Origin of the sequence: Acinetobacter sp. A47, assembly GCF_000805455.1 — a bacterium.
Classification (GTDB): Bacteria; Pseudomonadota; Gammaproteobacteria; order Pseudomonadales; family Moraxellaceae; genus Acinetobacter.
The window spans coordinates 17,528-37,547 of sequence record NZ_JSUS01000009.1 but is presented as its reverse complement, the minus strand read 5'-3'; the positions used below and the strand labels follow the sequence as shown (position 1 = coordinate 37,547).

The window sequence follows — 20,020 nt, the reverse complement described above, 5'->3', positions numbered from 1 at the left end:
GATAAATTTATCTTTAACCTAATGAATTACCAGGCTTTTTGTAAAATGGCGCGGATGTCTTGCAGGTTCGCCTCTTTCGGGTTGTAAATGATGGAACCATCATTCAGTGCCTTTTCCGCCACTTCATCTAGTTGTGCTTCAGAGACTTTGCCGGTTTCACGTAAGGTACGTGGCAGCTTGGTTAAGCTGAATAGGCGATCCCGCATGGTCATGATGGTGGCAATGGCTTTGTCGGCGCGTAAATTGGCTGGCGTCTGTGCATAAATATCTGCGCCGGCAAGAGGAAGTAATAACTCACCAATTTTATTGCCATTGATTTCTTTGTTGTATTCCAGCACATAAGGCAGGAACAGGTTCATGCACAGGCCATGCGGCAGATGGGCAACAGCACCGAGGGCGTGGCCGAGTGAATGAACAAGGCCGACCATTGAATTGGAGAAAGCAATTCCGGCCATGGTGGAGGCTTGAGCCAGTTCTAGCCGGCCTTGTGCATCGCCCGGATTGTCTAGAACCTTGAACAGGTTTTCACTGATTTTTTTAATGCCTGCGCTGGCATAGGCATCGCTCAGCGGGTTTGCCGCCAGACAGGTATATGCTTCAACACAGTGGGTCAATGCATCCATACCGGTCATGGCGGTCAGGTGTGCAGGCAAGGTTTGGGTCATGCGTGGATCAAGGATCGCAGCATGCGGCATCAGGTAATACGATGCAAATGCAAGTTTGACGTTGCGTTGTGTATCGGAAACTACGGCCACCATGGTCACTTCTGAACCTGTACCGGAGGTGGTCGGAATCACAAAGAATGGCTTGAGCGGTTTTGGCAGGTTGTGTGCGCCTGAATATTGCAACAGGTCGTCACCGCCTTCAGAAACCAGAATATTGGTGGCCTTGGAGGTATCGATAACCGAACCGCCCCCAATGGCAATGATCGCATCGCACTTTTGCTTGCGATAAAGTTCTGCTGCCTGACGCACCACTTCCAGACTTGAGTCGGGTGGAACATCATCAAAGATTGCACCAATCACTGCATCTGTTGTGCTAAAGGCCGCTTCAATAGGTGTAAGCAAACCGTTGGCGCGCACCCCTTTGTCAGTGATGATCATTGGGCGTTTGGCGCCTAGGGTTGCCAGTTCAAAGGGAATATGCTCCAGGGCAGCATTACCGGCAATCACCTTTACAGGACAGAAAAACTCATAATAAGGCTTAGCCATGTGATGCACTCCGTTGAAGATATGATTTTGCGACTTTTAAATAGATATTTTTTGCGCCAGTAAATTTGTCTTTGAAGGTGAGTTCAGCCGGATAGCGTTTCACCGCCAGTGAAGCGATCAGCTTAGGCAAGATCAGGGCCTCCATTTTATTGAGACAGCGTACCAGCCGGATTGCACTGGAGACATCGCCATCTGCAATCATGCGGTCATTGGCAAAGGCTTGTGCTGTACTTTCCTGAAAGGAAAATACTAAAAAGGCATGGGTAAGATGCTTGAAGGTAATGGTAAGATCTGGTTTGGCTTTATAACTGGATAAAAGCTCTAATTGTTTTTGGTCGGTGACTCGTGCAACAAATGCAGGGCCATTGGGAAAAACATTCATTGAAAGAATAAAACCAACAGGAAACTTGGACACTTCCTCTTGTACTTCTTGATCCACTTGGCTTGCCATCACCAGGCCACGACCCACAACATCCATCATGAGCTTGACATAGGCAAATTGCAAAGTGGGCTTCACTGCTTTGGTTGAAATCACTTGCGCATCCCTTATTGAAATTATGCAAAAGCTAATTTAGAGCTTTTACTCTAATTTATTTTATCAGGATTGAAAAGTAAATTATTCAGTTTTGACTCATAGGTCATAAAAGAAATATAGATCAGGCCTTACTTGGGATGAAATGTACGACGGCTTGTGCTCATAGCCTACTTTGAAGAGGAGGGTAATGGTATGGCACTTCAGGGTTTTTTAATGGTTTTCTTTGTGAGTCTTCAAATCTTTATAACAGGCTGTATCAACAGGGGCGTATGTCATTCACCTGATAAGCGGTAAGATCGCCACTCTCAAGCTATGATTGATATTCTGGGACAATAGGACCGCTATAAGTTGTGGGGTATTGGGCTATGTCAGACAGGGCGGTAAATCCCGCTATTCAGTCTTGACGATAACCTCATGAAACAACGCTGTTTTTTGCAGGTATGCAACCAGATCTTCGCATAATTTGCCAAAGTCTGGATAGTCCTGTAACAGGTCTTGTAAGCGCACCATTTCTAAACCGGCATAGCCACAAGGATTAATGGTTTGAAAGCCACTCAGATCACAATCGATATTGAGTGCAAGACCATGATAGCTGCGACCACGACGAATCTTGAAACCCAGTGAGCCGATCTTGCGGCCGTCGACATACACTCCCGGCGCATCAGGTTTGGCATATGCTTCAATATTGTATTGCTTGAGCAGGTCAATCATGGCTTGTTCGGCAAAGCTGACCAAAGTACGGACATGCCATTTCAAGCGATTGAGATCAAGCAGAAAGTATGCCACCAGTTGTCCCTGACCATGCCAGGTGACCTGACCACCACGATCGGTATGTACAACCGGCAAGTCGCTATGCACAAGTATGTGTTCTGCCTTGCCGGCCTGTCCTTGCGTGAGTACATCCTGATGTTGGAGTAACCAGACTTCATCCGGGGTGGTTTCATCACGATGGGTTGTAAAGTCCTTCATGGCTTCAAAACGGTTCGTGTAATCTTGCAGATTGTTGAAACGACGAATGATTAAAGTCGGTTTTGCAGCACTCATTACAACAAAATTTCCTTGGCAGCTGTTCATGGTTCAAGAGGTGAATTATGAGATGGATTTGCCCAGAGCAACAGTGGGGCTGCATCCTGATTCGGCATCCCGAATAAAAAATCCAAAATACTTTCGCATTTTGGATTTTGAGTTAAAGTGCAGTCTTGATTAAAGGACAGGCAGCAAGGTCTGCATAGAGTGCATGAACTTGTTCCAGCTCTTCAAAGCGTAACTGAGCCGTTAAAGAGTGGTACTTGCCGGTACGTGAAGGCTGAACCTTAACAGACTCACCATCAAAGTCAGGGAAGTGCTTCTGTAAAATATCAACAACAGCCACTCGAAGTTCATCCCCTGCATTACCAATCAGTTTGATTGGATAGTCCATTGGGAAAACCCAGAGATGTTCTTGTAATTCACGAGAAGGAGTGCGGTCTAACATGAGCAACCTCTTTAATTTGAAACGCCTGCATCAGTGCAGGCGCTTTTGATCTAATACATAGATGGGGATGAAGTACTGGACTTCAAGTCCCGGGTGAGGGCTTTAACCCTTACTCAAGCTTTCCCGACAATTAGTCATTTTCCAGGAATGAACGTAAATGTTCAGAGCGTGAAGGGTGGCGCAGCTTGCGTAATGCTTTTGCTTCAATCTGACGAATACGCTCACGTGTAACGTCAAACTGTTTACCCACTTCTTCTAAAGTATGGTCGGTTGGCATATCGATACCAAAACGCATTTTCAATACTTTCGCTTCACGTTCAGTCAGGTTTTCAAGCACTTCACGGGTCGCTTCCTTTAAGCCTTCCGAGGTTGCAGCATCGACTGGTGAAGTGATGTTGGAATCCTCAATGAAGTCGCCAAGATGCGAATCTTCATCATCACCGATTGGTGTTTCCATTGAAATCGGTTCTTTGGCGATTTTAAGGACTTTGCGAACCTTGACTTCGTCCATCTCCAGACGCTCACCCAGTTCTTCAGGGGTCGGCTCACGGCCCATTTCCTGAAGCAGCTGACGAGACACACGGTTGATCTTGTTAATCGTTTCAATCATGTGTACCGGGATACGAATGGTACGGGCCTGATCCGCAATGGAACGGGTAATCGCCTGACGAATCCACCAGGTGGCATAAGTCGAAAATTTATAACCACGACGGTACTCAAACTTGTCAACAGCTTTCATCAGGCCGATGTTACCTTCCTGAATCAGGTCAAGGAACTGTAAGCCTCGGTTGGTGTATTTCTTCGCAATTGAAATCACCAGACGCAAGTTTGCTTCAACCATTTCTTTCTTGGCACGGCGTGCTTTTGCTTCGCCCACCGCCATACGTTTAGAAATCTCTTTGATGTCTTTAACGTTTAAGCCGAGCTCTTTTTCGATATCGGCAATCTTTTGCTGGAATGCCAATACGTCAGGACGCACTTTTTCCAGATGTGCTCTGGTTTCAGCAGGGGCTTTGGCAATTTGCTCATCTAGCCATGCAGGATTTGACTCTTGCTCCGGGAAGGTCATGCGGAACTGGTTACGGTCCATACGGCCACGACGCACGGCATAACGCATGATTTCACGTTCATTGGCACGAATCTGGTCATGGGTACCACGAATCATTTCCGAAATGATGTCAAATAAACGCGGTGTAAACTTGAACATCATGAACACAGCCGCCAGTGATTCAAGAGCCGCCTTGGCTTCTTCACTGTTACGGCCGTGTTTTGCGATCACGGTTTTGGTCTCGTTCCATGCCGCTTCCAGTTCCGAGAAACGAATCTTGGCAACCTCCGGGTCAGGGCCTGAATCGCCTTCAGAATCATCGTCGCCTTCAGACTCTTCTTCGTCATCATCATCAAGCTTGACGTCTTTGGTTTTCGATGAAGAATCATTTTCTTCATCTTCTTCAATTTCGGCTTCTTCAAGAACTTCCGGAATATCTTCGTCAGTCTCCGGGTCCAGATAACCGGAAAGAATGTCGGCCAGACGGCGCTCGCCAGTTAAAAAATCATTATATTCTTGTAAAACAACTTCAACAGCATTTGGCCAGTAAGCAATCGAGTGTAAAACGTCACGAATACCTTCTTCGATACGTTTTGCAATGCTAATTTCGCCTTCACGTGTAAGAAGTTCAACCGTACCCATTTCGCGCATATACATACGTACAGGGTCGGTAGTACGACCAGGCTCACTTTCAACCGATGCTAATACGGCAGCAGCTTCTTCTTCGGCAACCTCGTCGGCAGCTTCAGTTGATTCACCAAACATGGTGTCATCAGTTTCCGGCGCACGCTCATGCACAGGAATACCAACGTCTTGAAGCATCTGGATGATGTCTTCAATCTGCTCACTTTCCGTAATTGAGTCTGGTAGATGATCGTTAACCTCAGCGTAAGTTAAATAACCTTGCTCTTTGCCTCGGCTAATCAGAGCCGCTACTTGCGAAGTAGGGGAATTCATATCGCTCATCTTTGCTTACTCTTTTGTTGAATCTGTGGCGGTGAAAAACCGTGCATGATAGCACAATTCACAGTGAATGTTTTGGATTTGATCCGTCTGCTCTAAATAAAAAATAGATTTGATTTCACGTTTGTTCATTAAATATGGTGGTAAGTCATAATTTTTCAAGCGTAATTCCTGTTTAAACAACTTTTTTCTTTGACAGCATCCCTGCATTATAAATACACAAAAAAACTGCCGAAAAAAAGTACAAAACCACATTTTATGCTAAAAAAATCAAATAAAACTTGACAAGGTCTGAGAAGACCGATAAATAGCGGCTAGACCCATTAACATTTTTTCATTAGAGGTACTTAGTGTCTTCTACAGATTTTGAACTAGATGATGATAACTACGGTGAAGATGATGTTGGTTTTGATGAGTCATCAGGAAAAATCAGTGCCAAAGAATCATTAGAAAAGCGCCGTTTAATTGATGACCTTTTAGCTCAACGTCGTTTAGAACGAGAATTAAAAGATTTTGACTATGATTTCGACGATGATGACCTTGACGACGAAGACTAAGCAAAATTGCTAAGACTTCAGGCCCGAAAATGTTATGCTGTTGCCGATGTATTTTTAGAATTGGATTAAACAAAGAATGAGCACGTTAGATTTAGACTTATTGAGTAACTATCTTGACGGTGATCAAAACGAATACGGTCTAGATTTTGCAGCGACTCATGGCTTTTTGTGTGCAATTGCCGTTGGTCCACAATTTGACCGTTGGTTAGATGAGCTTTTCGAGGGCAACCACAAGAAGCTTCCTGCCGAGGTACTTGAGCAGGTCAAGCTTTGGCTGGAATCGATTCGTCAGGACCTGGCCAATGAAAATGGAATCGAGTTTCCATTTGAAATCGAGGAAGCTGATGTCGAGTCAAGCCTCGGTGATTGGAGTGTGGGCTTTGTCGATGCAATGTTCCTGAACGAAGAGGCATGGTTTGCACCAGAGTTTGAGGAACAGCTGGTTGATTTGACCTTGCCGATCATGGTGTTTAGCGGAATTGATGAAGAAGATCCGCAAATGGAATCTTTCCGCCGTAATGGCCAGCTGATGGACGAACTGGCAGAAGAAATTCCGGATAACTTAAATGAAATTTACCTGATGTATCATACCCCGGCGTAATGATGCATCCAGCGCAGCTTAAAAAAGCTGCTCTGGAAACAATAAAGATTAAAACGTCCCGAGAGGACGTTTTTTTATATTTATGCTGTGGTTTTGGTTTTCGCCAAACGTTTTGCGACCCAGCCAAAGGAGAGGGATAAAACCAGATAATGAAGCAGTGCTGTAAAACTGATTGCAATTAACCATATCTATATTGGCAGATCAGCGATAGCTGACAAAAAAGGCGCCGTTTCAGGGAAGATGATTAGACTAATTACGGTTGCAATAATACTGACGATAATCGAGGCAAAGAAACAGCCCCAAACCAGACTCTTTTTCTCGGATGGATCGGGTATGCGTTGATGATCTTTTACAAAGAAAGATGCTGCACAACTGCCTCCTGATATTAAACAGATAATAGATGAGCCTGTCGGTGCTTTAAAGAAAGTTTCCAATGTTGCGATAATAATCATCGCAATTGCATAAGCTACTGAAAATATAAGAATATATTTTTTCATTTTTGGTTTTTACCATTTTTAAATATGTTTAAGCCTACTAGTGTGAAAACTAGTTTTATATACAGAATATTCTATCTTGTTTTGCTGTTGGGAGGATTATTTTTAGTTCATATCCGATTAAACTGGCAAAACCTACATAGGGAATCATCTACTTATTCGGGGTAATGACGGTACAACAAGATTTTTTTATGAGTATTTTGCCAGGTTAAAACTGTATTTTATTGAAATAGCTTACCTGCTTCTTCCGGAATGAATATGCAGTCTCTATTGAATATAACTTTATCGGGATATCTTTGCAGGCTAACCGGTTTTAAAGAAAAATGAATGGGGGCCGTACATTATATTAAAATTTACCGGCCCTTATTTATACTGGGGGTAGGGTAAGCGGTTAGTGATGCCTTGATCTGGAGAGATAAAACTTTTTAACGGCCCACCACAGGACATACCCAAAGACAATCATCAAAATAATTGTGCTGATCCGTTGCATAATCAGATGCATCAATGCCTGATTCTGGCTAAAGTAAAAACCCAGATATGCCAGAAAACTGGTCCAGATCAAAGTGCCCGCCGTACTGTAGAGCATAAACTTGCTAAAAGGCATTCGACTCATGCCTGCCGGTATGCTGATTAAAGAGCGGACTGCTGGAATCATCCTGCCAAAAAACACAATCCGGTGGCCATGCTTGTTAAACCAGAGTAAAGCTTTTTCCAGGTCCGGGGCCTGAATACGTAAATACTTGCCATAGCGCTCCACCAGCTTGAACAGGCGTTGTTGAGGTACCTTGCGTCCAATCCAGTACAAGAGCATTGCTGCCAGAATGGAACCGGTACTACCGGCGATAATGACACCCATGAGTTGCAGTTCGCCTTTTGAGGCAGTATACCCCGCAGAAGGCATGATAATTTCAGACGGAATGGGCGGAAAAATGTTATCCAGAAACATCAGGAAAGCGATGCCGGCATAACCCAGTTTTTCCATAATCGAAAGCACCCATTGTTCCAGTTCCATTTTTTGCCTACACGCCGAATCTAGTTGTTGTTTTTAGCATAGGCAGCGCGGCTGTAATGCACAAGGGGGGCGTTACGCAGTTTGTGGGCATAAAAAAAGCCATAGCTTAACTATGGCTTTTAAAATATCAATTACAATTACAGGCGTTTACGTTTTGCTGCTGCAATTTGTGACTGACGCATGCGGAAGCCTGCTTTTTGCTTATCCGTGGTTTTATCAATACAGTACACACAAGACACGCCATGTTCATAACTTGGCAATTCCGCTTCGGCTTTGCTCAGAGGCCAGCCACATGCATGACATTTGATATTTTCACCTTCTGCAACGCCATGGGTAACGGCAGTACGGCCATCAAATACGAAACATTCACCTTCCCACATGCTTTCTTCTGCTGGGGTTTCTTCCAGATATTTTAAAATACCGCCTTTTAGGTGATAGACCTCGCTAAATCCTTCCTGAAGCAGCAAAGAGGTTGATTTTTCACAGCGGATCCCGCCGGTACAGAACATCGCAATTTTTTTGTCTTTATGCTGTTCCAGATTTTGTTTTACATATTCAGGGAACTCGCGGAAAGTCTCTGTTTTAGGATCAATTGCGCCCTTAAACGTCCCCGCTTTGTATTCATAATCGTTACGTGTATCAATCAGGATGACATCATCACGGCTGATTAATTCATTCCATTCTTTAGGGTCAAGATAGTGTCCGACCAGATCACGGGGTTTAACTTCCACACCTAAAGTTACAATTTCTTTTTTCAACTTAATTTTCATTTTACGGAATGGCTTTTCAGAGCTAAAAGACTCTTTGTATTCCATTGCGTTAAAACCTTCGTTCAAAAGGAATTGATGCACCGTATCAATTGCAGCACGGTCACCTGCAACCGTACCGTTGATTCCTTCAGAAGCGACAATCAGAGTTCCACACAAATTGATGCTATTCACTAGGTCGAGAAGACGTTGTTGCAGGTCCGCTGCATCTGCGACTTCTTTAAATTGATATAGTGCTGCAACAACCCAATTATTGGTCGCTTGCTGTTCTACAGGTGCAAGCTGTTCTACAGTAGCGTTCATGGATAACTCCAAATGTATTAAGATAGAAAATAAGGCGCATATTTTAGCGCGAAATCCGAAAATAAGCGAGAAAACCATAAAATAAATATGGTTTTAAAGGAGTTGGTTTTGAGTAATGATCGTCGAATCCCTTCATTGACCCCATGCGCAGGGCGTTGTTCAACGGTATTTGGTGATCTGGTCTGTCGTGGTTGTCGCCGCTTTAATCATGAAGTCATTCAATGGAATACATATACGGCCGAGCAAAGGTTAATGGTGTGGAAGCGTCTGGATGCACAGCTGGACCAGATACTGGTGCCTTTGCTTCCCCATGCAAATTTACAGCATGTTGAGGGCTTTATTCAAAATAAGCGGATACGTGTTCTGGATACTGCCAGCAAGGGGCGGAAGCTGTATCATGCCCTGAAAATTTGTGAAAAGAATAAACATTTGGCTCATGACAGCGGCCTTGGCATTACAGATGCGCAAGTTAAACCGATCTGGGACGAGTTTGAGCGACGGGTACTTGCCTTGGCCAAAGCCAGTTACGAGCTGGCATGGTTACGTGCTGACGGGATTAGCAATACCTTATTACGTGCAATGGAAGAAGATGAGTTTGAATAAGCTGTTTAGGTTCAGGCCAGTTTGACTGCCAGGTTTGTGCGGCATAACGGAAAATAAAAAAGGATGCAAAAGCATCCTTTTTTTAACGTCAATCAGATTAACGTTGAATGTCACGCTGCGTCGGGCCTGTGTAAAGCTGACGAGGACGACCGATCTTGTATGGACCGCTGTGCATTTCTAACCAGTGGCTGATCCAGCCTACTGTACGTGCAAGAGCGAAGATCACGGTAAACATTTCTGTCGGAATACCAATCGCTTTCAAGATGATACCAGAGTAGAAATCTACGTTCGGGTAAAGCTTACGCTCTACGAAGTACGGATCGCTAAGCGCAATACGCTCAAGTTCCATTGCAAGTTGCAATTGTGGATCGTTGATGCCTAATGCTTCAAGCACTTCGTCACAAGTCTGTTTCATGACTTTAGCGCGTGGGTCGAAGTTTTTGTAAACACGGTGACCGAAGCCCATGAGTTTAACTTCTTTACGCTTCACTTTTTCCATGAATTCGGCAACATTTTCTACGCTACCAATTTCATCAAGCATTTTAAGTACAGCTTCGTTTGCACCACCGTGAGCAGGTCCCCAAAGTGCCGAGATACCAGCAGAGATACATGCATACGGATTTGCACCAGTAGAACCGGCAAGACGAACTGTAGAGGTAGAGGCATTTTGCTCGTGGTCAGCATGAAGCGTAAAGATACGGTCCATTGCACGTGCAAGAACAGGGTTTACCTTGTAATCGCGGTCAGCAGGTGTTGCAAACATCATGTGCAAGAAGTTTTCTGCATAACATAGGTCATTACGCGGGTAAATGAATGGCTGACCTACAGTGTACTTGTAGCTCCACGCTGCAAGGGTAGGGATTTTTGCGATCAAGCGAATTGCTGTAATTTCGCGATGATTGACATCTTCAATGTCTAAACCGTTGTGATAGAACGCAGATAACGCACCTACAACACCAACCATGATCGCCATCGGATGCGCATCACGACGGAAACCATTGAAGAAACGGCTGACCTGATCGTGAACCATGGTGTGGTTACGTACTTTAGCGTCAAATTCTGTCTTTTGTTCAGCATTTGGAAGCTCGCCATTTAATAATAAGTAGCAAGTTTCCAGGTAGTCTGCTTGAGTCGCTAATTGATCAATCGGATAGCCACGGTGTAATAACACACCTTTGTCACCATCAATGAATGTGATCTTAGATTCGCAAGCCGCTGTCGCCATAAAACCAGGATCGAAAGTAAAGTGACCCGATGCCAATACATCTTTAACGTCAATTACATCTGGGCCCAATGTGCCGCTGTAAATTGGTAATTCAATTTCTTTGCCATCAAGCTGTAATACGGCTTTTTTGCCAGTTGCTGCAGACATTCAATAGATCTCCTGTCCTGGTGAATGATTATCTGACTCGAAATACTAATCTTGTCATGTGCGAATCAGACGGTGTCAAAATTTGCTATAAGATTAGTGGCTACTAAAATTTTGTCAATTATACTTAGGGATAAAAAATGACGTTGCTACAGTCAATTAGTCATTCAGTATCGAAGAAAAAACTGAGTAAAATCACAGCACCGGTCGAGTATAATATGTCAAATCAAGTTTTAGGTGCAGAAAAAAAATGAAGCATCAGTCCAATTGTAAGTAAATTTTTATAATGACAAGATTTTGATGCTTATAAAATAAATACTTACCTCATTGTAAAAGCCTGTCGCCAGTTAGCTTTCAACTTGAATAGGGCCTTGAAAAGATGGCTAAAAACGTTATATGTATCATAATAATTCACTGCCTGAAGCCTGATTAACTGAATGAAAAATGTTTAATTAAGCTTTAGAAGCCAAGTATAAAAATAGATTATTGAGAGGTTATATTTAATATATAAATGAGCAGTATTATTTTCGACTATGTTTAAACTGTGATTATTTAGGCAAATTAAAACTTCAGAGCCGTAGACTTTAAAGAAAATGCAGGAAAAGAATTTATTAAATTGAAAAGTATTTATAAAAAATAGTATTTAAATTTTATTTTTATAAAACAATTAGATAGTGTGGTTTATTAAGAATTGCCTGATTTTTAACCGTTATTATGCGTGTGAATGATTCTTATTTATGGTTTTTTTCGACTAAAGCGAAAGTGGATTGTTTGTATTTTGATATTTCACGTTTTATAATTCGATGTCGTTATAAGGTTAGGCATGTGCTGTGCTTGCCTAACAATGCCAGCTTTCCTTTGAATTAATTCAAACAAACTCCGGATGGAGTTTCTACCTACAGGATGCCCGCTGTGAAAAGCAACAGACCTGTCAATTTGTCCATGGGTCAGGTGTTAGCGGTAAATTTACGCTCACCCGTGGCTATTGCATCAATTCTACACCGTCTATCAGGTGTAATCGTTTTCTTATTAGTCGCAGTTCTTTTATGGATTCTGGATAAATCTTTATCTTCACCAGAAGGATTTGACTACGTTAAAAATGTCGTTTTCGGAAATATCCTTGTACGTTTCATCGTATGGGTATTCGTAGCTGGCCTGATTTTCCACTTTATCGCAGGGATCAAGCATTTACTTGCTGACCTCGGTTTTGCAGAAGAGCTTCAAAGTGGTCGCATTGCTGCTACGATTTCATTGATCTTATCTGTGATCGGTATCATCGCAGCCTTTGTATGGATTATGTTCTAATGAAAAGTGCTACAGGTTTAACAGGTTCAGGTTCTCGCGATTGGTATATCCAGCGTATCAGTGCTGTAGTATTGGCTGCATACACTGTGGTTTTATTTGGCTGGATCCTCTGCAATAGCGGATTTGGTTATGAACAATGGGCAGGCTTTATGCTGACCCTGCCAATGAAGATTTTCTCTTTATTAGCAGTGTTATCGCTCGTTGCACACGCTTGGATTGGTATGTGGCAAGTCTTTACTGATTATGTAACGACTCGTCAAATGGGTCCTTCAGCTTCAGGTTTACGCCTTGTACTGACTTCTGCTGTCATTATTTCAGTGATCGTGTACGCAATCTGGGGTATCCAGATTTTCTGGGCAAATTGATAGGAAGAGATCATGGGCGCAATTAACCCTAAAGAAGATTATTCAAATATTCAAAACCTCACTTTCGACGCTGTTATCGTCGGTGGTGGTGGTTCTGGTATGCGCGCTGCTTACCAACTTGCTCAAGCTGGTTTAAAAGTTGCAGTATTAACCAAAGTATTCCCGACACGTTCACATACGGTTGCTGCTCAGGGCGGTATCGGTGCGTCGTTAGGTAACATGCAAGAAGATAACTGGCACTATCACTTCTATGACACGGTGAAAGGTTCTGACTGGTTAGGCGATCAGGACGCAATCGAGTTTATGACGCGTGAAGCGCCGAAAGTTGTGTATGAGCTTGAGCATCTGGGTATGCCGTTTGACCGTAACGAAGATGGTACGATCTATCAGCGTCCATTCGGTGGTCACTCAGCAAACTATGGTGAAAAAGCGGTTCCACGTGCGTGTGCTGCAGCTGACCGTACCGGTCATGCGCTATTGCATACCTTATATCAAAGCAACGTAAAAATGGGCACCCAGTTCTACGTTGAGTGGATTGCACTGGACTTGATCCGTAACGAAGCAGGCGATGTGCTTGGTGTAACGGCAATCGACCAGGAAACGGGTAACATTGCAGTATTCCAGGCAAAAGCGACTTTATTTGCTACAGGTGGTGCTGGCCGTGTTTATCGTGCCTCAACCAATGCCTACATCAACACTGGTGACGGTCTTGGTATGGCTGCCCGTGCAGGTATTCCGTTACAGGATATGGAATTCTGGCAATTCCACCCAACGGGTGTTGCAGGCGCAGGTGTATTGTTAACTGAAGGTTGTCGTGGTGAAGGTGGTATCCTTCGTAACAAGGACGGCGAACCGTTCATGGAGCGTTATGCTCCTACTTTAAAAGACTTGGCGCCGCGTGATTTCGTATCACGTTCAATGGACCAGGAAATTAAAGAAGGTCGTGGCTGTGGTCCTAAAGCCGATTATATCTTGCTGGATATGACGCATTTGGGCGCTGAAACGATTATGAAGCGTCTTCCATCTGTATTCGAGATCGGCAAGAAATTCGCAAACGTTGACTGTACCAAGGAACCAATTCCGGTTGTACCAACCATCCATTATCAAATGGGCGGTATTCCGACCAATATTCATGGTCAGGTGGTTGTACCACATGGTGTGGAAGAGGGTGAATTCTCTGCTCACTATAATAAGGATACAAAAGAATATTCTTATAAAGGTACCCGTGACTATGTGAAGCCTGTGAAAGGTTTCTACGCGATCGGTGAATGTTCGTGTGTATCTGTTCATGGTGCGAACCGTTTAGGTACAAACTCATTGCTTGACCTTGTGGTATTTGGTAAGGCAGCGGGCGAACACATTATTGACTATGTCACCAAACATCATGGCGATGATTATGCACCGCTTCCTACTGATGTATTGGCGAAGACATTAGAGCGTATCCGTAAGCTGGATGAATCTACTACGGGTGAGAATGCTCAAGAAGTTGCTGATGCAATCCGTGACATCGTACAGGATCATGCCGGTGTATTCCGTACTCAGGCCTTGCTTGACAAGGGTGTGAAAGAAATTCTGGCGCTTGAACCGCGTGTTCGTAACATTCATTTAAAAGACAAGTCCAAGGTGTTTAACACAGCACGTGTTGAAGCGCTGGAAGTTGAAAACTTGTATGAAGTTGCGAAAGCGACCCTGATTTCGGCTGCTGCTCGTAAAGAATGTCGTGGTGCGCATACGGTTGTTGACTATGAGTTGGCTCCTGATCACCCAACTTACTCTTACGGTCGCCGTGATGATGAGTGGATGAAACATACCTTGTGGTATTCAGCAGACAACCGTCTTGAATATAAGCCGGTACGTTTCAGCCCGTTAACGGTTGAAGCTATTGAACCTAAACCACGTACATTCTAATCGGGAGAACAAAGATGAGTAGAGGTACTCGTACATTCGAAATCTACCGCTATGATCCTGATAAGGATAAAGCGCCGTACATGCAAACTTTCAAGCTTGAGCTAACCGACAAGCACCGTATGTTGCTTGATGCGTTACTGGCATTGAAAGTACAGGATGAATCACTGACATTCCGTCGCTCTTGCCGTGAAGGTATTTGCGGTTCGGATGGGGTGAACATCAATGGTAAAAATGGTTTGGCATGCTTGTGGAACCTGAACGATTTGCCTGAAAAGATTGTGATCCGTCCTTTGCCTGGCTTGCCAGTCATCAAGGATCTGGTGGTCGATATGAACCAGTTCTACGATCAGTATGACAAGATTCAGCCGTTCTTGATCAACAACCAGCCAGCACCGGCAAAAGAGCGTTTACAGTCTCAGGCAGAGCGTGAACACCTTGATGGTTTATATGAATGTATCCTTTGTGCATGTTGTTCAACTTCATGCCCATCATTCTGGTGGAACCCTGACAAGTTCCTTGGGCCATCTGCATTGTTAAATGCTTACCGTTTCATCATCGATTCTCGTGATACGGCAACACAAGAGCGTCTGGCTCGTTTAGACGACCCGTTCTCATTGTTCCGTTGTAAAGGAATCATGAACTGTGTATCTGTATGTCCTAAAGGTTTGAACCCGACAAAGGCAATTGGTCACATTCGTAATATGCTATTAGATCAAGCGGGTTAATCCGTTGATCGAAGCAGGAAAAGAAGCTCCGGAAGGAGCTTCTTTTTTATTTTTAATGCTGATTGGCGCTGGTTGATAATCGTCCGCAAGAGGCTATGGGGCTTAAATTTGATAAAAGTGCTGCGAACTTCTCACGGGTTTTACTTTTAAGTAAAATTGCTCAAATGAGTGTCTGGAGTGGGCTGGTTTTATTTTGATCAAACTGAGTGGCATTTGTGCAAGATTTGTAGAGAATGTTTATTTTTGATCGATTGGAGTGCAACTTTTATCAAAAGGGCGGTATATTAGAATATAATTTGATATGTGTATTTCGCTGCTTTATAGATGGTATGTGTCAAAAAAATCAATCCGGGCGTGATTACATGTTAGGATTTCTGCCACAACTGGAATCAAAAAATAAGCAGATTCTTGAGTTTATCGGGCAATGAGATACTCAAGATTTGTACAGGTTTCATGGAAAAAGTCAATTTAGAAAAGTTAAAAATTTATTTAACTTTTCTAAAATGATTTGCAAAAAATTGCTCGATTTTATCGAGTATGAAAAATGAGTTATGCGCCTTGAATTGAAGGGGCATGACTCATTTGTTACATCAAAGGGAATACTCCTGATGTGTAGTAATAATGTCTCAAGGTTGGATGATCTTGGGTAGTAGTGTCGTGTTACCAATTTGGCACTATGAATCATGGGTGTGCTTAAAAGGCAGCCTGTATTATTTTTTGCAATAGGAAATGGGTCCAAAAATGCAAGAAGTTGCTGACGCATTGCGTCTTGACACTGAACTTTCCGCTGATAGTGCAGCGTATATTGAAGAGCTATACGAGCAGTACCTAACTTCTCCAACCTCAGTGTCAGAGGATTGGCGTGAATATTTCGATAAATACCCTAAAGGTGATCAACCACACGGCAGTGTGCGCGAGCAATTCCTCCTTCTGGGCCGTAATGCAAGCCGAGTTCAACCTGTTGTTCAAAGCACTGTAAGTACAGAACATGAGCGTCGTCAAATTGGTGTATTACAATTAATCGCTGCTTACCGCAACCGTGGTCATCAAAAAGCTAAACTCGATCCATTAGGTCTGGCAAAACGTGAAGACGTTCCTGACCTCGATTTATCTGCTCACGGTTTAACTAAATCTGATCTTGATACTGTATTCAATACAGGCAACCTCGCCATTGGAAAAGCAGAAGCAACCTTGTCTGAAATGGTTGAAGCCATGGAAGCAACGTACTGCGGTTCAATTGGCGCAGAATACATGCATATCGTTGACACAAAGGAAAAACGCTGGATTCAGCAACGTCTGGAAAGTGTGCGCGGTAAATTCAACTTTACCAACGATCAGAAAAAAGGTTTCCTTGAGCGTTTGACTGCTGCAGAAGGCCTGGAAAAATATCTGGGTAATAAATTTGTTGGTGCAAAACGTTTCGGTGTAGAAGGCGGCGAGTCTTTTATTCCGATGATGAACGAGATTATCCAGCGCGCAGGTAGCGTAGGTTGCAAGGAAGTTGTGATTGGTATGCCACACCGTGGCCGTCTCAACCTGCTTGTCAACATCATGGGTAAAAACCCGGCCGATCTGTTTGGTGAGTTTGAAGGTAAGAGCCTGCATAAGAAAGGTTCTGGTGACGTGAAATATCACCAAGGTTTCTCTTCAAACGTGATGACTCCGGGTGGCGAAGTTCACTTGGCATTGGCGTTCAACCCGTCACACCTGGAAATCGTGGGTCCGGTTGTAGAAGGTTCGGTTCGTGCACGTCAAGTTCGTCGTAAAGACATTGGCGGTGATGACGTTCTTCCGGTAATCGTACATGGTGATGCTGCATTTGCAGGCCAGGGCGTGAACCAGGAAACTTTCCAGATGTCACAGACCCGTGGTTACACGGTGGGTGGTACGGTTCATATCGTGATTAACAACCAGGTTGGTTTCACGACTTCTGATCCACGCGATACACGCTCGACTGAATACTGTACTGACGTTGCTAAAATGATTCAGGCACCGATTTTCCATGTAAACGGTGATGATCCTGAAGCGGTTATTTTTGCGACCCAAATTGCCCATGACTTCCGTCATGAATTCCGTAAAGATGTCATCCTGGACTTGTTCTGCTACCGTCGTCGCGGTCATAACGAAGCGGATGAGCCATCTGCAACCCAGCCATTGATGTATCAGGTCATCAACAAGAAAGCGACTACGCGGACCTTGTATGCTGATCAACTGGTTCAAGAGAAAGTGCTTGATCGTGCCAGCGCAGATGCCATGGTTGAAGGCTACCGTTCTGATTTAGAAGCAGGTAACCATGTTGCCAATGCATTGGTTCGTGAGCCGAACAAAAAGATGTTTGTGGACTGGTCACCATATCTCGGCCATGAATATACCGATATCTGGGATACCACTTTCAGCATCGATCGTTTGAAAGAGCTTGGCCTGAAAATGAATACTTTACCGGAAGGTTTTGTATTACAACGTCAGGTACAAAAAGTGATTGATGACCGTGTCAAAATGCAAACAGGTGAAATGCCACTCAACTGGGGTGCTGCTGAAACTTTAGCATACGCATCTTTGCTTGATGATGGTTTCCTGGTTCGTATCACCGGTGAAGACGTTGGTCGTGGTACCTTCTCACACCGTCATGCGAAACTGCATAACCAGGTTGACGGTTCTGTTTATATTCCGCTTTGCCATATTAAGGAAAATCAGCCGCGTACCGCGATTTATGATTCTTTATTGTCAGAAGAAGCAGTTCTTGCATTTGAATATGGTTACTCAACGACTTTGCCGAAAAGCTTGATCGTTTGGGAAGCACAATTTGGTGACTTCGCAAACTGTGCACAGGTGGTGATTGACCAGTTTATCGCTTCGGGTGAAACCAAGTGGGAGCGTGTTTGTGGTTTAACCATGCTGTTGCCACACGGCTATGAAGGTCAAGGGCCTGAGCATTCATCTGCCCGTTTAGAGCGTTTCTTGCAGCTATGTGCTGAAGACAACATGCAAGTGATGACACCGACAACGCCTGCACAGATTTTCCATGCATTGCGTCGTCAGGCGATTCGTCCGATCCGTAAGCCAATGATCGTAATGTCACCAAAATCATTGCTACGTCATAAACTTGCAACATCGACGCTAGATGAACTGGCAAACGGTTCATTCCAGACCGTGATTGACGAGATTGATCAAATCAATAAAGCAGACGTAACTCGCCTGGTGCTTTGTGGTGGTAAGGTCTATTACGATTTACTTGAAAAACGTCGTGAACTTGGTCTGAACCATATTGCGATCGTTCGTATCGAGCAATTGTATCCATATCCAGAGCAACGCCTGGCAGAAGTTATGGCTGAGTATCCAAACATTCAAGAACTTGTTTGGGCACAAGAAGAGCCGAAGAACCAAGGCGCTTGGTTATTCATCGTTCCTCGCTTGTATGAAGACGTTCTTAAATCTGGTAAACAAATCCGTATTAGCTATGCTGGTCGTGAAGCATCTGCCGCACCTGCTTGTGGCTCGCCATACTTGCATGCAAAACAACAAGCTCAGCTTATCAATGACGCACTTGCGATTGAAGTTGAACAATCAGGAGATTCTAAATAATGGCAACCGAAATTAAAGCACCGGTATTTCCAGAGTCAGTTGCTGACGGTACGATCGCAACTTGGCACAAGAAAGTAGGTGAACCTGTATCACGTGATGAAGTGATCTGTGACATTGAAACCGATAAAGTTGTTTTAGAAGTGGTTGCTCCAGCAGATGGTAGCCTTGTTGCAATCATCAAAGATGAAGGCGATACCGTTCTTTCTGACGAAGTGATTGCCCAATTTGAAGCTGGTGCTGTTTCAGCAGCTGCTCCTGAAGCTGCTGCACCGGCAGAAGCAGCTCCTGCAGCTGTATCTGCACCTGCCGCTGCTGCATCAACTCAACCTGTTGACCAGAACCAGGCTCCTGCTGTGCGTAAGGCATTATCAGAAACTGGTATCAATGCGGCTGACGTTCAAGGTACAGGCCGTGGCGGTCGCATCACCAAAGAAGATGTGGCAAACCATAAGCCGGGTGCATCAGTTCAACCGTTAAGCGTTGCAGTAGGCGAGCGTATCGAGAAACGTGTTCCAATGACACGTTTACGTAAGCGTGTTGCTGAGCGTTTATTGGCGGCTACACAACAAACTGCAATGTTGACTACGTTTAACGAAGTGAACATGAAGCCAATCATGGAAATGCGTAAGCAATACAAAGATGCCTTCGAGAAACGTCATGGTGCCCGTTTAGGCTTTATGTCTTTCTTTGTTAAAGCGGCAACTGAAGCATTAAAACGCTATCCAGCTGTAAACGCATCGATTGATGGCGACGATATCGTTTATCACGGTTTCTATGACATCGGTGTAGCGGTTTCTTCTGACCGTGGTCTGGTTGTTCCTGTACTTCGTGATACTGACCGTATGAACTATGCTGAAGTTGAAAACGGTATCCGTGACTATGCGTTTAAAGCACGTGACGGTAAATTGGGTATCGAAGACATGACAGGCGGTACGTTCACTATCACCAACGGTGGTACTTTCGGTTCATTGCTTTCAACGCCTATTTTAAACCAGCCACAAACTGCAATCCTGGGTATGCATAAAATCCAGGAGCGTCCTATGGCGGTAAATGGTCAAGTTGAAATCTTGCCAATGATGTACTTAGCGCTTTCTTATGACCACCGTTTAATCGATGGTAAAGAAGCTGTAGGTTTCTTGGTAACCATCAAAGAATTGTTAGAAGAGCCAGCTAAACTCATTCTTGACCTATAATTTTT

18 protein-coding genes are annotated in these 20,020 nt (G+C 44.0%); 9 read left to right on the top strand and 9 right to left on the bottom strand.

Annotated features, from left to right (window positions below; genetic code table 11):
• Window positions 1-26 precede the first annotated feature (26 nt).
• The 5 genes from OC23_RS03060 to rpoD all read right to left on the bottom strand — a co-directional run bounded on the left by OC23_RS03060 (window position 27) and on the right by rpoD (window position 5,234).
• Window positions 27-1,211 (bottom strand): iron-containing alcohol dehydrogenase, encoded by a 1,185-nt coding sequence (locus tag OC23_RS03060; RefSeq protein ID WP_038342726.1) that lies wholly within the window; start codon window positions 1,209-1,211, stop codon window positions 27-29.
• Window positions 1,204-1,746 (bottom strand): hypothetical protein, encoded by a 543-nt coding sequence (locus tag OC23_RS03055; RefSeq protein WP_038342724.1) that lies wholly within the window; start codon window positions 1,744-1,746, stop codon window positions 1,204-1,206. The genes OC23_RS03060 and OC23_RS03055 overlap by 8 nt, the downstream gene beginning before the upstream one ends.
• 390 nt (window positions 1,747-2,136) lie before the next feature.
• Window positions 2,137-2,790, bottom strand: a complete 654-nt coding sequence (gene lipB / locus OC23_RS03050) for a lipoyl(octanoyl) transferase LipB (RefSeq protein WP_038342722.1) — start codon at window positions 2,788-2,790, stop codon at window positions 2,137-2,139.
• Between the two features lie 142 nt (window positions 2,791-2,932).
• Window positions 2,933-3,220: a YbeD family protein gene (locus OC23_RS03045; protein WP_038342721.1), complete on the bottom strand. Its 288-nt coding sequence runs from the start codon at window positions 3,218-3,220 to the stop codon at window positions 2,933-2,935.
• Window positions 3,221-3,350: 130 nt separating this feature from the next.
• Window positions 3,351-5,234, bottom strand: a complete 1,884-nt coding sequence (gene rpoD, locus OC23_RS03040) for an RNA polymerase sigma factor RpoD (protein ID WP_038342719.1) — start codon at window positions 5,232-5,234, stop codon at window positions 3,351-3,353.
• Window positions 5,235-5,581: 347 nt separating this feature from the next.
• Here rpoD and OC23_RS03030 point away from each other — a divergent pair, with 347 nt between their 5' ends.
• Together OC23_RS03030 and OC23_RS03025 are read left to right on the top strand one after the other, a co-directional pair.
• Window positions 5,582-5,788 carry a PA3496 family putative envelope integrity protein gene (locus tag OC23_RS03030; RefSeq protein WP_004775189.1) on the top strand — a complete coding sequence of 69 codons (207 nt, stop codon included), beginning with the start codon at window positions 5,582-5,584 and terminating at the stop codon, window positions 5,786-5,788.
• A 76-nt stretch (window positions 5,789-5,864) separates the two neighbouring features.
• A complete protein-coding gene (locus OC23_RS03025) occupies window positions 5,865-6,389 on the top strand; it encodes a YecA family protein (RefSeq protein ID WP_038342714.1) in 525 nt (174 codons plus the stop codon).
• A 188-nt stretch (window positions 6,390-6,577) separates the two neighbouring features.
• Here the strand turns inward: OC23_RS03025 and OC23_RS03020 are convergent, their stop codons facing one another.
• The 3 genes from OC23_RS03020 to OC23_RS03010 form a co-directional block, all read right to left on the bottom strand.
• On the bottom strand, window positions 6,578-6,886 hold the full coding sequence (locus tag OC23_RS03020) for an ABZJ_00895 family protein (RefSeq protein WP_038342712.1): 309 nt from the start codon (window positions 6,884-6,886) through the stop codon (window positions 6,578-6,580).
• Window positions 6,887-7,274: 388 nt separating this feature from the next.
• Window positions 7,275-7,895: a DedA family protein gene (locus OC23_RS03015; protein ID WP_038342710.1), complete on the bottom strand. Its 621-nt coding sequence runs from the start codon at window positions 7,893-7,895 to the stop codon at window positions 7,275-7,277.
• Window positions 7,896-8,032: 137 nt separating this feature from the next.
• The gene (locus OC23_RS03010) at window positions 8,033-8,965 is read right to left on the bottom strand and encodes a rhodanese-related sulfurtransferase (RefSeq protein WP_038342708.1); all 933 of its coding nucleotides are present in this window, start codon (window positions 8,963-8,965) and stop codon (window positions 8,033-8,035) included.
• Between the two features lie 108 nt (window positions 8,966-9,073).
• Here OC23_RS03010 and OC23_RS03005 point away from each other — a divergent pair, with 108 nt between their 5' ends.
• A complete protein-coding gene (locus tag OC23_RS03005) occupies window positions 9,074-9,568 on the top strand; it encodes a DUF1289 domain-containing protein (protein ID WP_038342706.1) in 495 nt (164 codons plus the stop codon).
• Between the two features lie 97 nt (window positions 9,569-9,665).
• Here OC23_RS03005 and gltA read toward each other — a convergent pair whose 3' ends face one another.
• Window positions 9,666-10,940 (bottom strand): citrate synthase, encoded by a 1,275-nt coding sequence (gene gltA, locus OC23_RS03000; RefSeq protein ID WP_038342704.1) that lies wholly within the window; start codon window positions 10,938-10,940, stop codon window positions 9,666-9,668.
• Window positions 10,941-11,840: 900 nt separating this feature from the next.
• Here gltA and sdhC point away from each other — a divergent pair.
• The 6 genes from sdhC (at window position 11,841) to odhB (ending at window position 20,015) form a co-directional block, all read left to right on the top strand.
• A complete protein-coding gene (gene sdhC, locus OC23_RS02995; protein WP_152607793.1) occupies window positions 11,841-12,242 on the top strand; it encodes a succinate dehydrogenase, cytochrome b556 subunit in 402 nt (133 codons plus the stop codon).
• Window positions 12,242-12,607 carry a succinate dehydrogenase, hydrophobic membrane anchor protein gene (gene sdhD / locus OC23_RS02990; RefSeq protein WP_038342702.1) on the top strand — a complete coding sequence of 122 codons (366 nt, stop codon included), beginning with the start codon at window positions 12,242-12,244 and terminating at the stop codon, window positions 12,605-12,607. Before sdhC ends, sdhD begins: the two co-directional genes overlap by 1 nt.
• Before the next feature lie 12 nt (window positions 12,608-12,619).
• Window positions 12,620-14,515 carry a succinate dehydrogenase flavoprotein subunit gene (gene sdhA, locus OC23_RS02985; RefSeq protein ID WP_038342700.1) on the top strand — a complete coding sequence of 632 codons (1,896 nt, stop codon included), beginning with the start codon at window positions 12,620-12,622 and terminating at the stop codon, window positions 14,513-14,515.
• Window positions 14,516-14,529: 14 nt separating this feature from the next.
• A complete protein-coding gene (locus OC23_RS02980) occupies window positions 14,530-15,240 on the top strand; it encodes a succinate dehydrogenase iron-sulfur subunit (protein ID WP_004652195.1) in 711 nt (236 codons plus the stop codon).
• Between the two features lie 741 nt (window positions 15,241-15,981).
• The gene (locus OC23_RS02970; protein WP_038342697.1) at window positions 15,982-18,822 is read left to right on the top strand and encodes a 2-oxoglutarate dehydrogenase E1 component; all 2,841 of its coding nucleotides are present in this window, start codon (window positions 15,982-15,984) and stop codon (window positions 18,820-18,822) included.
• Window positions 18,822-20,015 (top strand): 2-oxoglutarate dehydrogenase complex dihydrolipoyllysine-residue succinyltransferase, encoded by a 1,194-nt coding sequence (gene odhB, locus OC23_RS02965; RefSeq protein WP_038342696.1) that lies wholly within the window; start codon window positions 18,822-18,824, stop codon window positions 20,013-20,015. Before OC23_RS02970 ends, odhB begins: the two co-directional genes overlap by 1 nt.
• Window positions 20,016-20,020: the final 5 nt, after the last annotated feature.

Excerpts from the sequence above, each read along its gene's own strand:
- sdhC (WP_152607793.1), top strand. The coding sequence starts at position 11,841 with ATGCCCGCTGTGAAAAGCAACAGACCTGTCAATTTGTCCATGGGTCAG.
- OC23_RS03060 (WP_038342726.1), bottom strand. The coding sequence starts at position 1,211 with ATGGCTAAGCCTTATTATGAGTTTTTCTGTCCTGTAAAGGTGATTGCC.
- OC23_RS03020 (WP_038342712.1), bottom strand. The coding sequence starts at position 6,886 with ATGAAAAAATATATTCTTATATTTTCAGTAGCTTATGCAATTGCGATG.
- lipB (WP_038342722.1), bottom strand. The coding sequence starts at position 2,790 with ATGAGTGCTGCAAAACCGACTTTAATCATTCGTCGTTTCAACAATCTG.
- sdhA (WP_038342700.1), top strand. The coding sequence starts at position 12,620 with ATGGGCGCAATTAACCCTAAAGAAGATTATTCAAATATTCAAAACCTC.
- OC23_RS03025 (WP_038342714.1), top strand. The coding sequence starts at position 5,865 with ATGAGCACGTTAGATTTAGACTTATTGAGTAACTATCTTGACGGTGAT.
- OC23_RS03015 (WP_038342710.1), bottom strand. The coding sequence starts at position 7,895 with ATGGAACTGGAACAATGGGTGCTTTCGATTATGGAAAAACTGGGTTAT.
- OC23_RS02980 (WP_004652195.1), top strand. The coding sequence starts at position 14,530 with ATGAGTAGAGGTACTCGTACATTCGAAATCTACCGCTATGATCCTGAT.
- rpoD (WP_038342719.1), bottom strand. The coding sequence starts at position 5,234 with ATGAGCGATATGAATTCCCCTACTTCGCAAGTAGCGGCTCTGATTAGC.
- OC23_RS03045 (WP_038342721.1), bottom strand. The coding sequence starts at position 3,220 with ATGTTAGACCGCACTCCTTCTCGTGAATTACAAGAACATCTCTGGGTT.
- OC23_RS02970 (WP_038342697.1), top strand. The coding sequence starts at position 15,982 with ATGCAAGAAGTTGCTGACGCATTGCGTCTTGACACTGAACTTTCCGCT.
- gltA (WP_038342704.1), bottom strand. The coding sequence starts at position 10,940 with ATGTCTGCAGCAACTGGCAAAAAAGCCGTATTACAGCTTGATGGCAAA.
- OC23_RS03010 (WP_038342708.1), bottom strand. The coding sequence starts at position 8,965 with ATGAACGCTACTGTAGAACAGCTTGCACCTGTAGAACAGCAAGCGACC.
- sdhD (WP_038342702.1), top strand. The coding sequence starts at position 12,242 with ATGAAAAGTGCTACAGGTTTAACAGGTTCAGGTTCTCGCGATTGGTAT.
- odhB (WP_038342696.1), top strand. The coding sequence starts at position 18,822 with ATGGCAACCGAAATTAAAGCACCGGTATTTCCAGAGTCAGTTGCTGAC.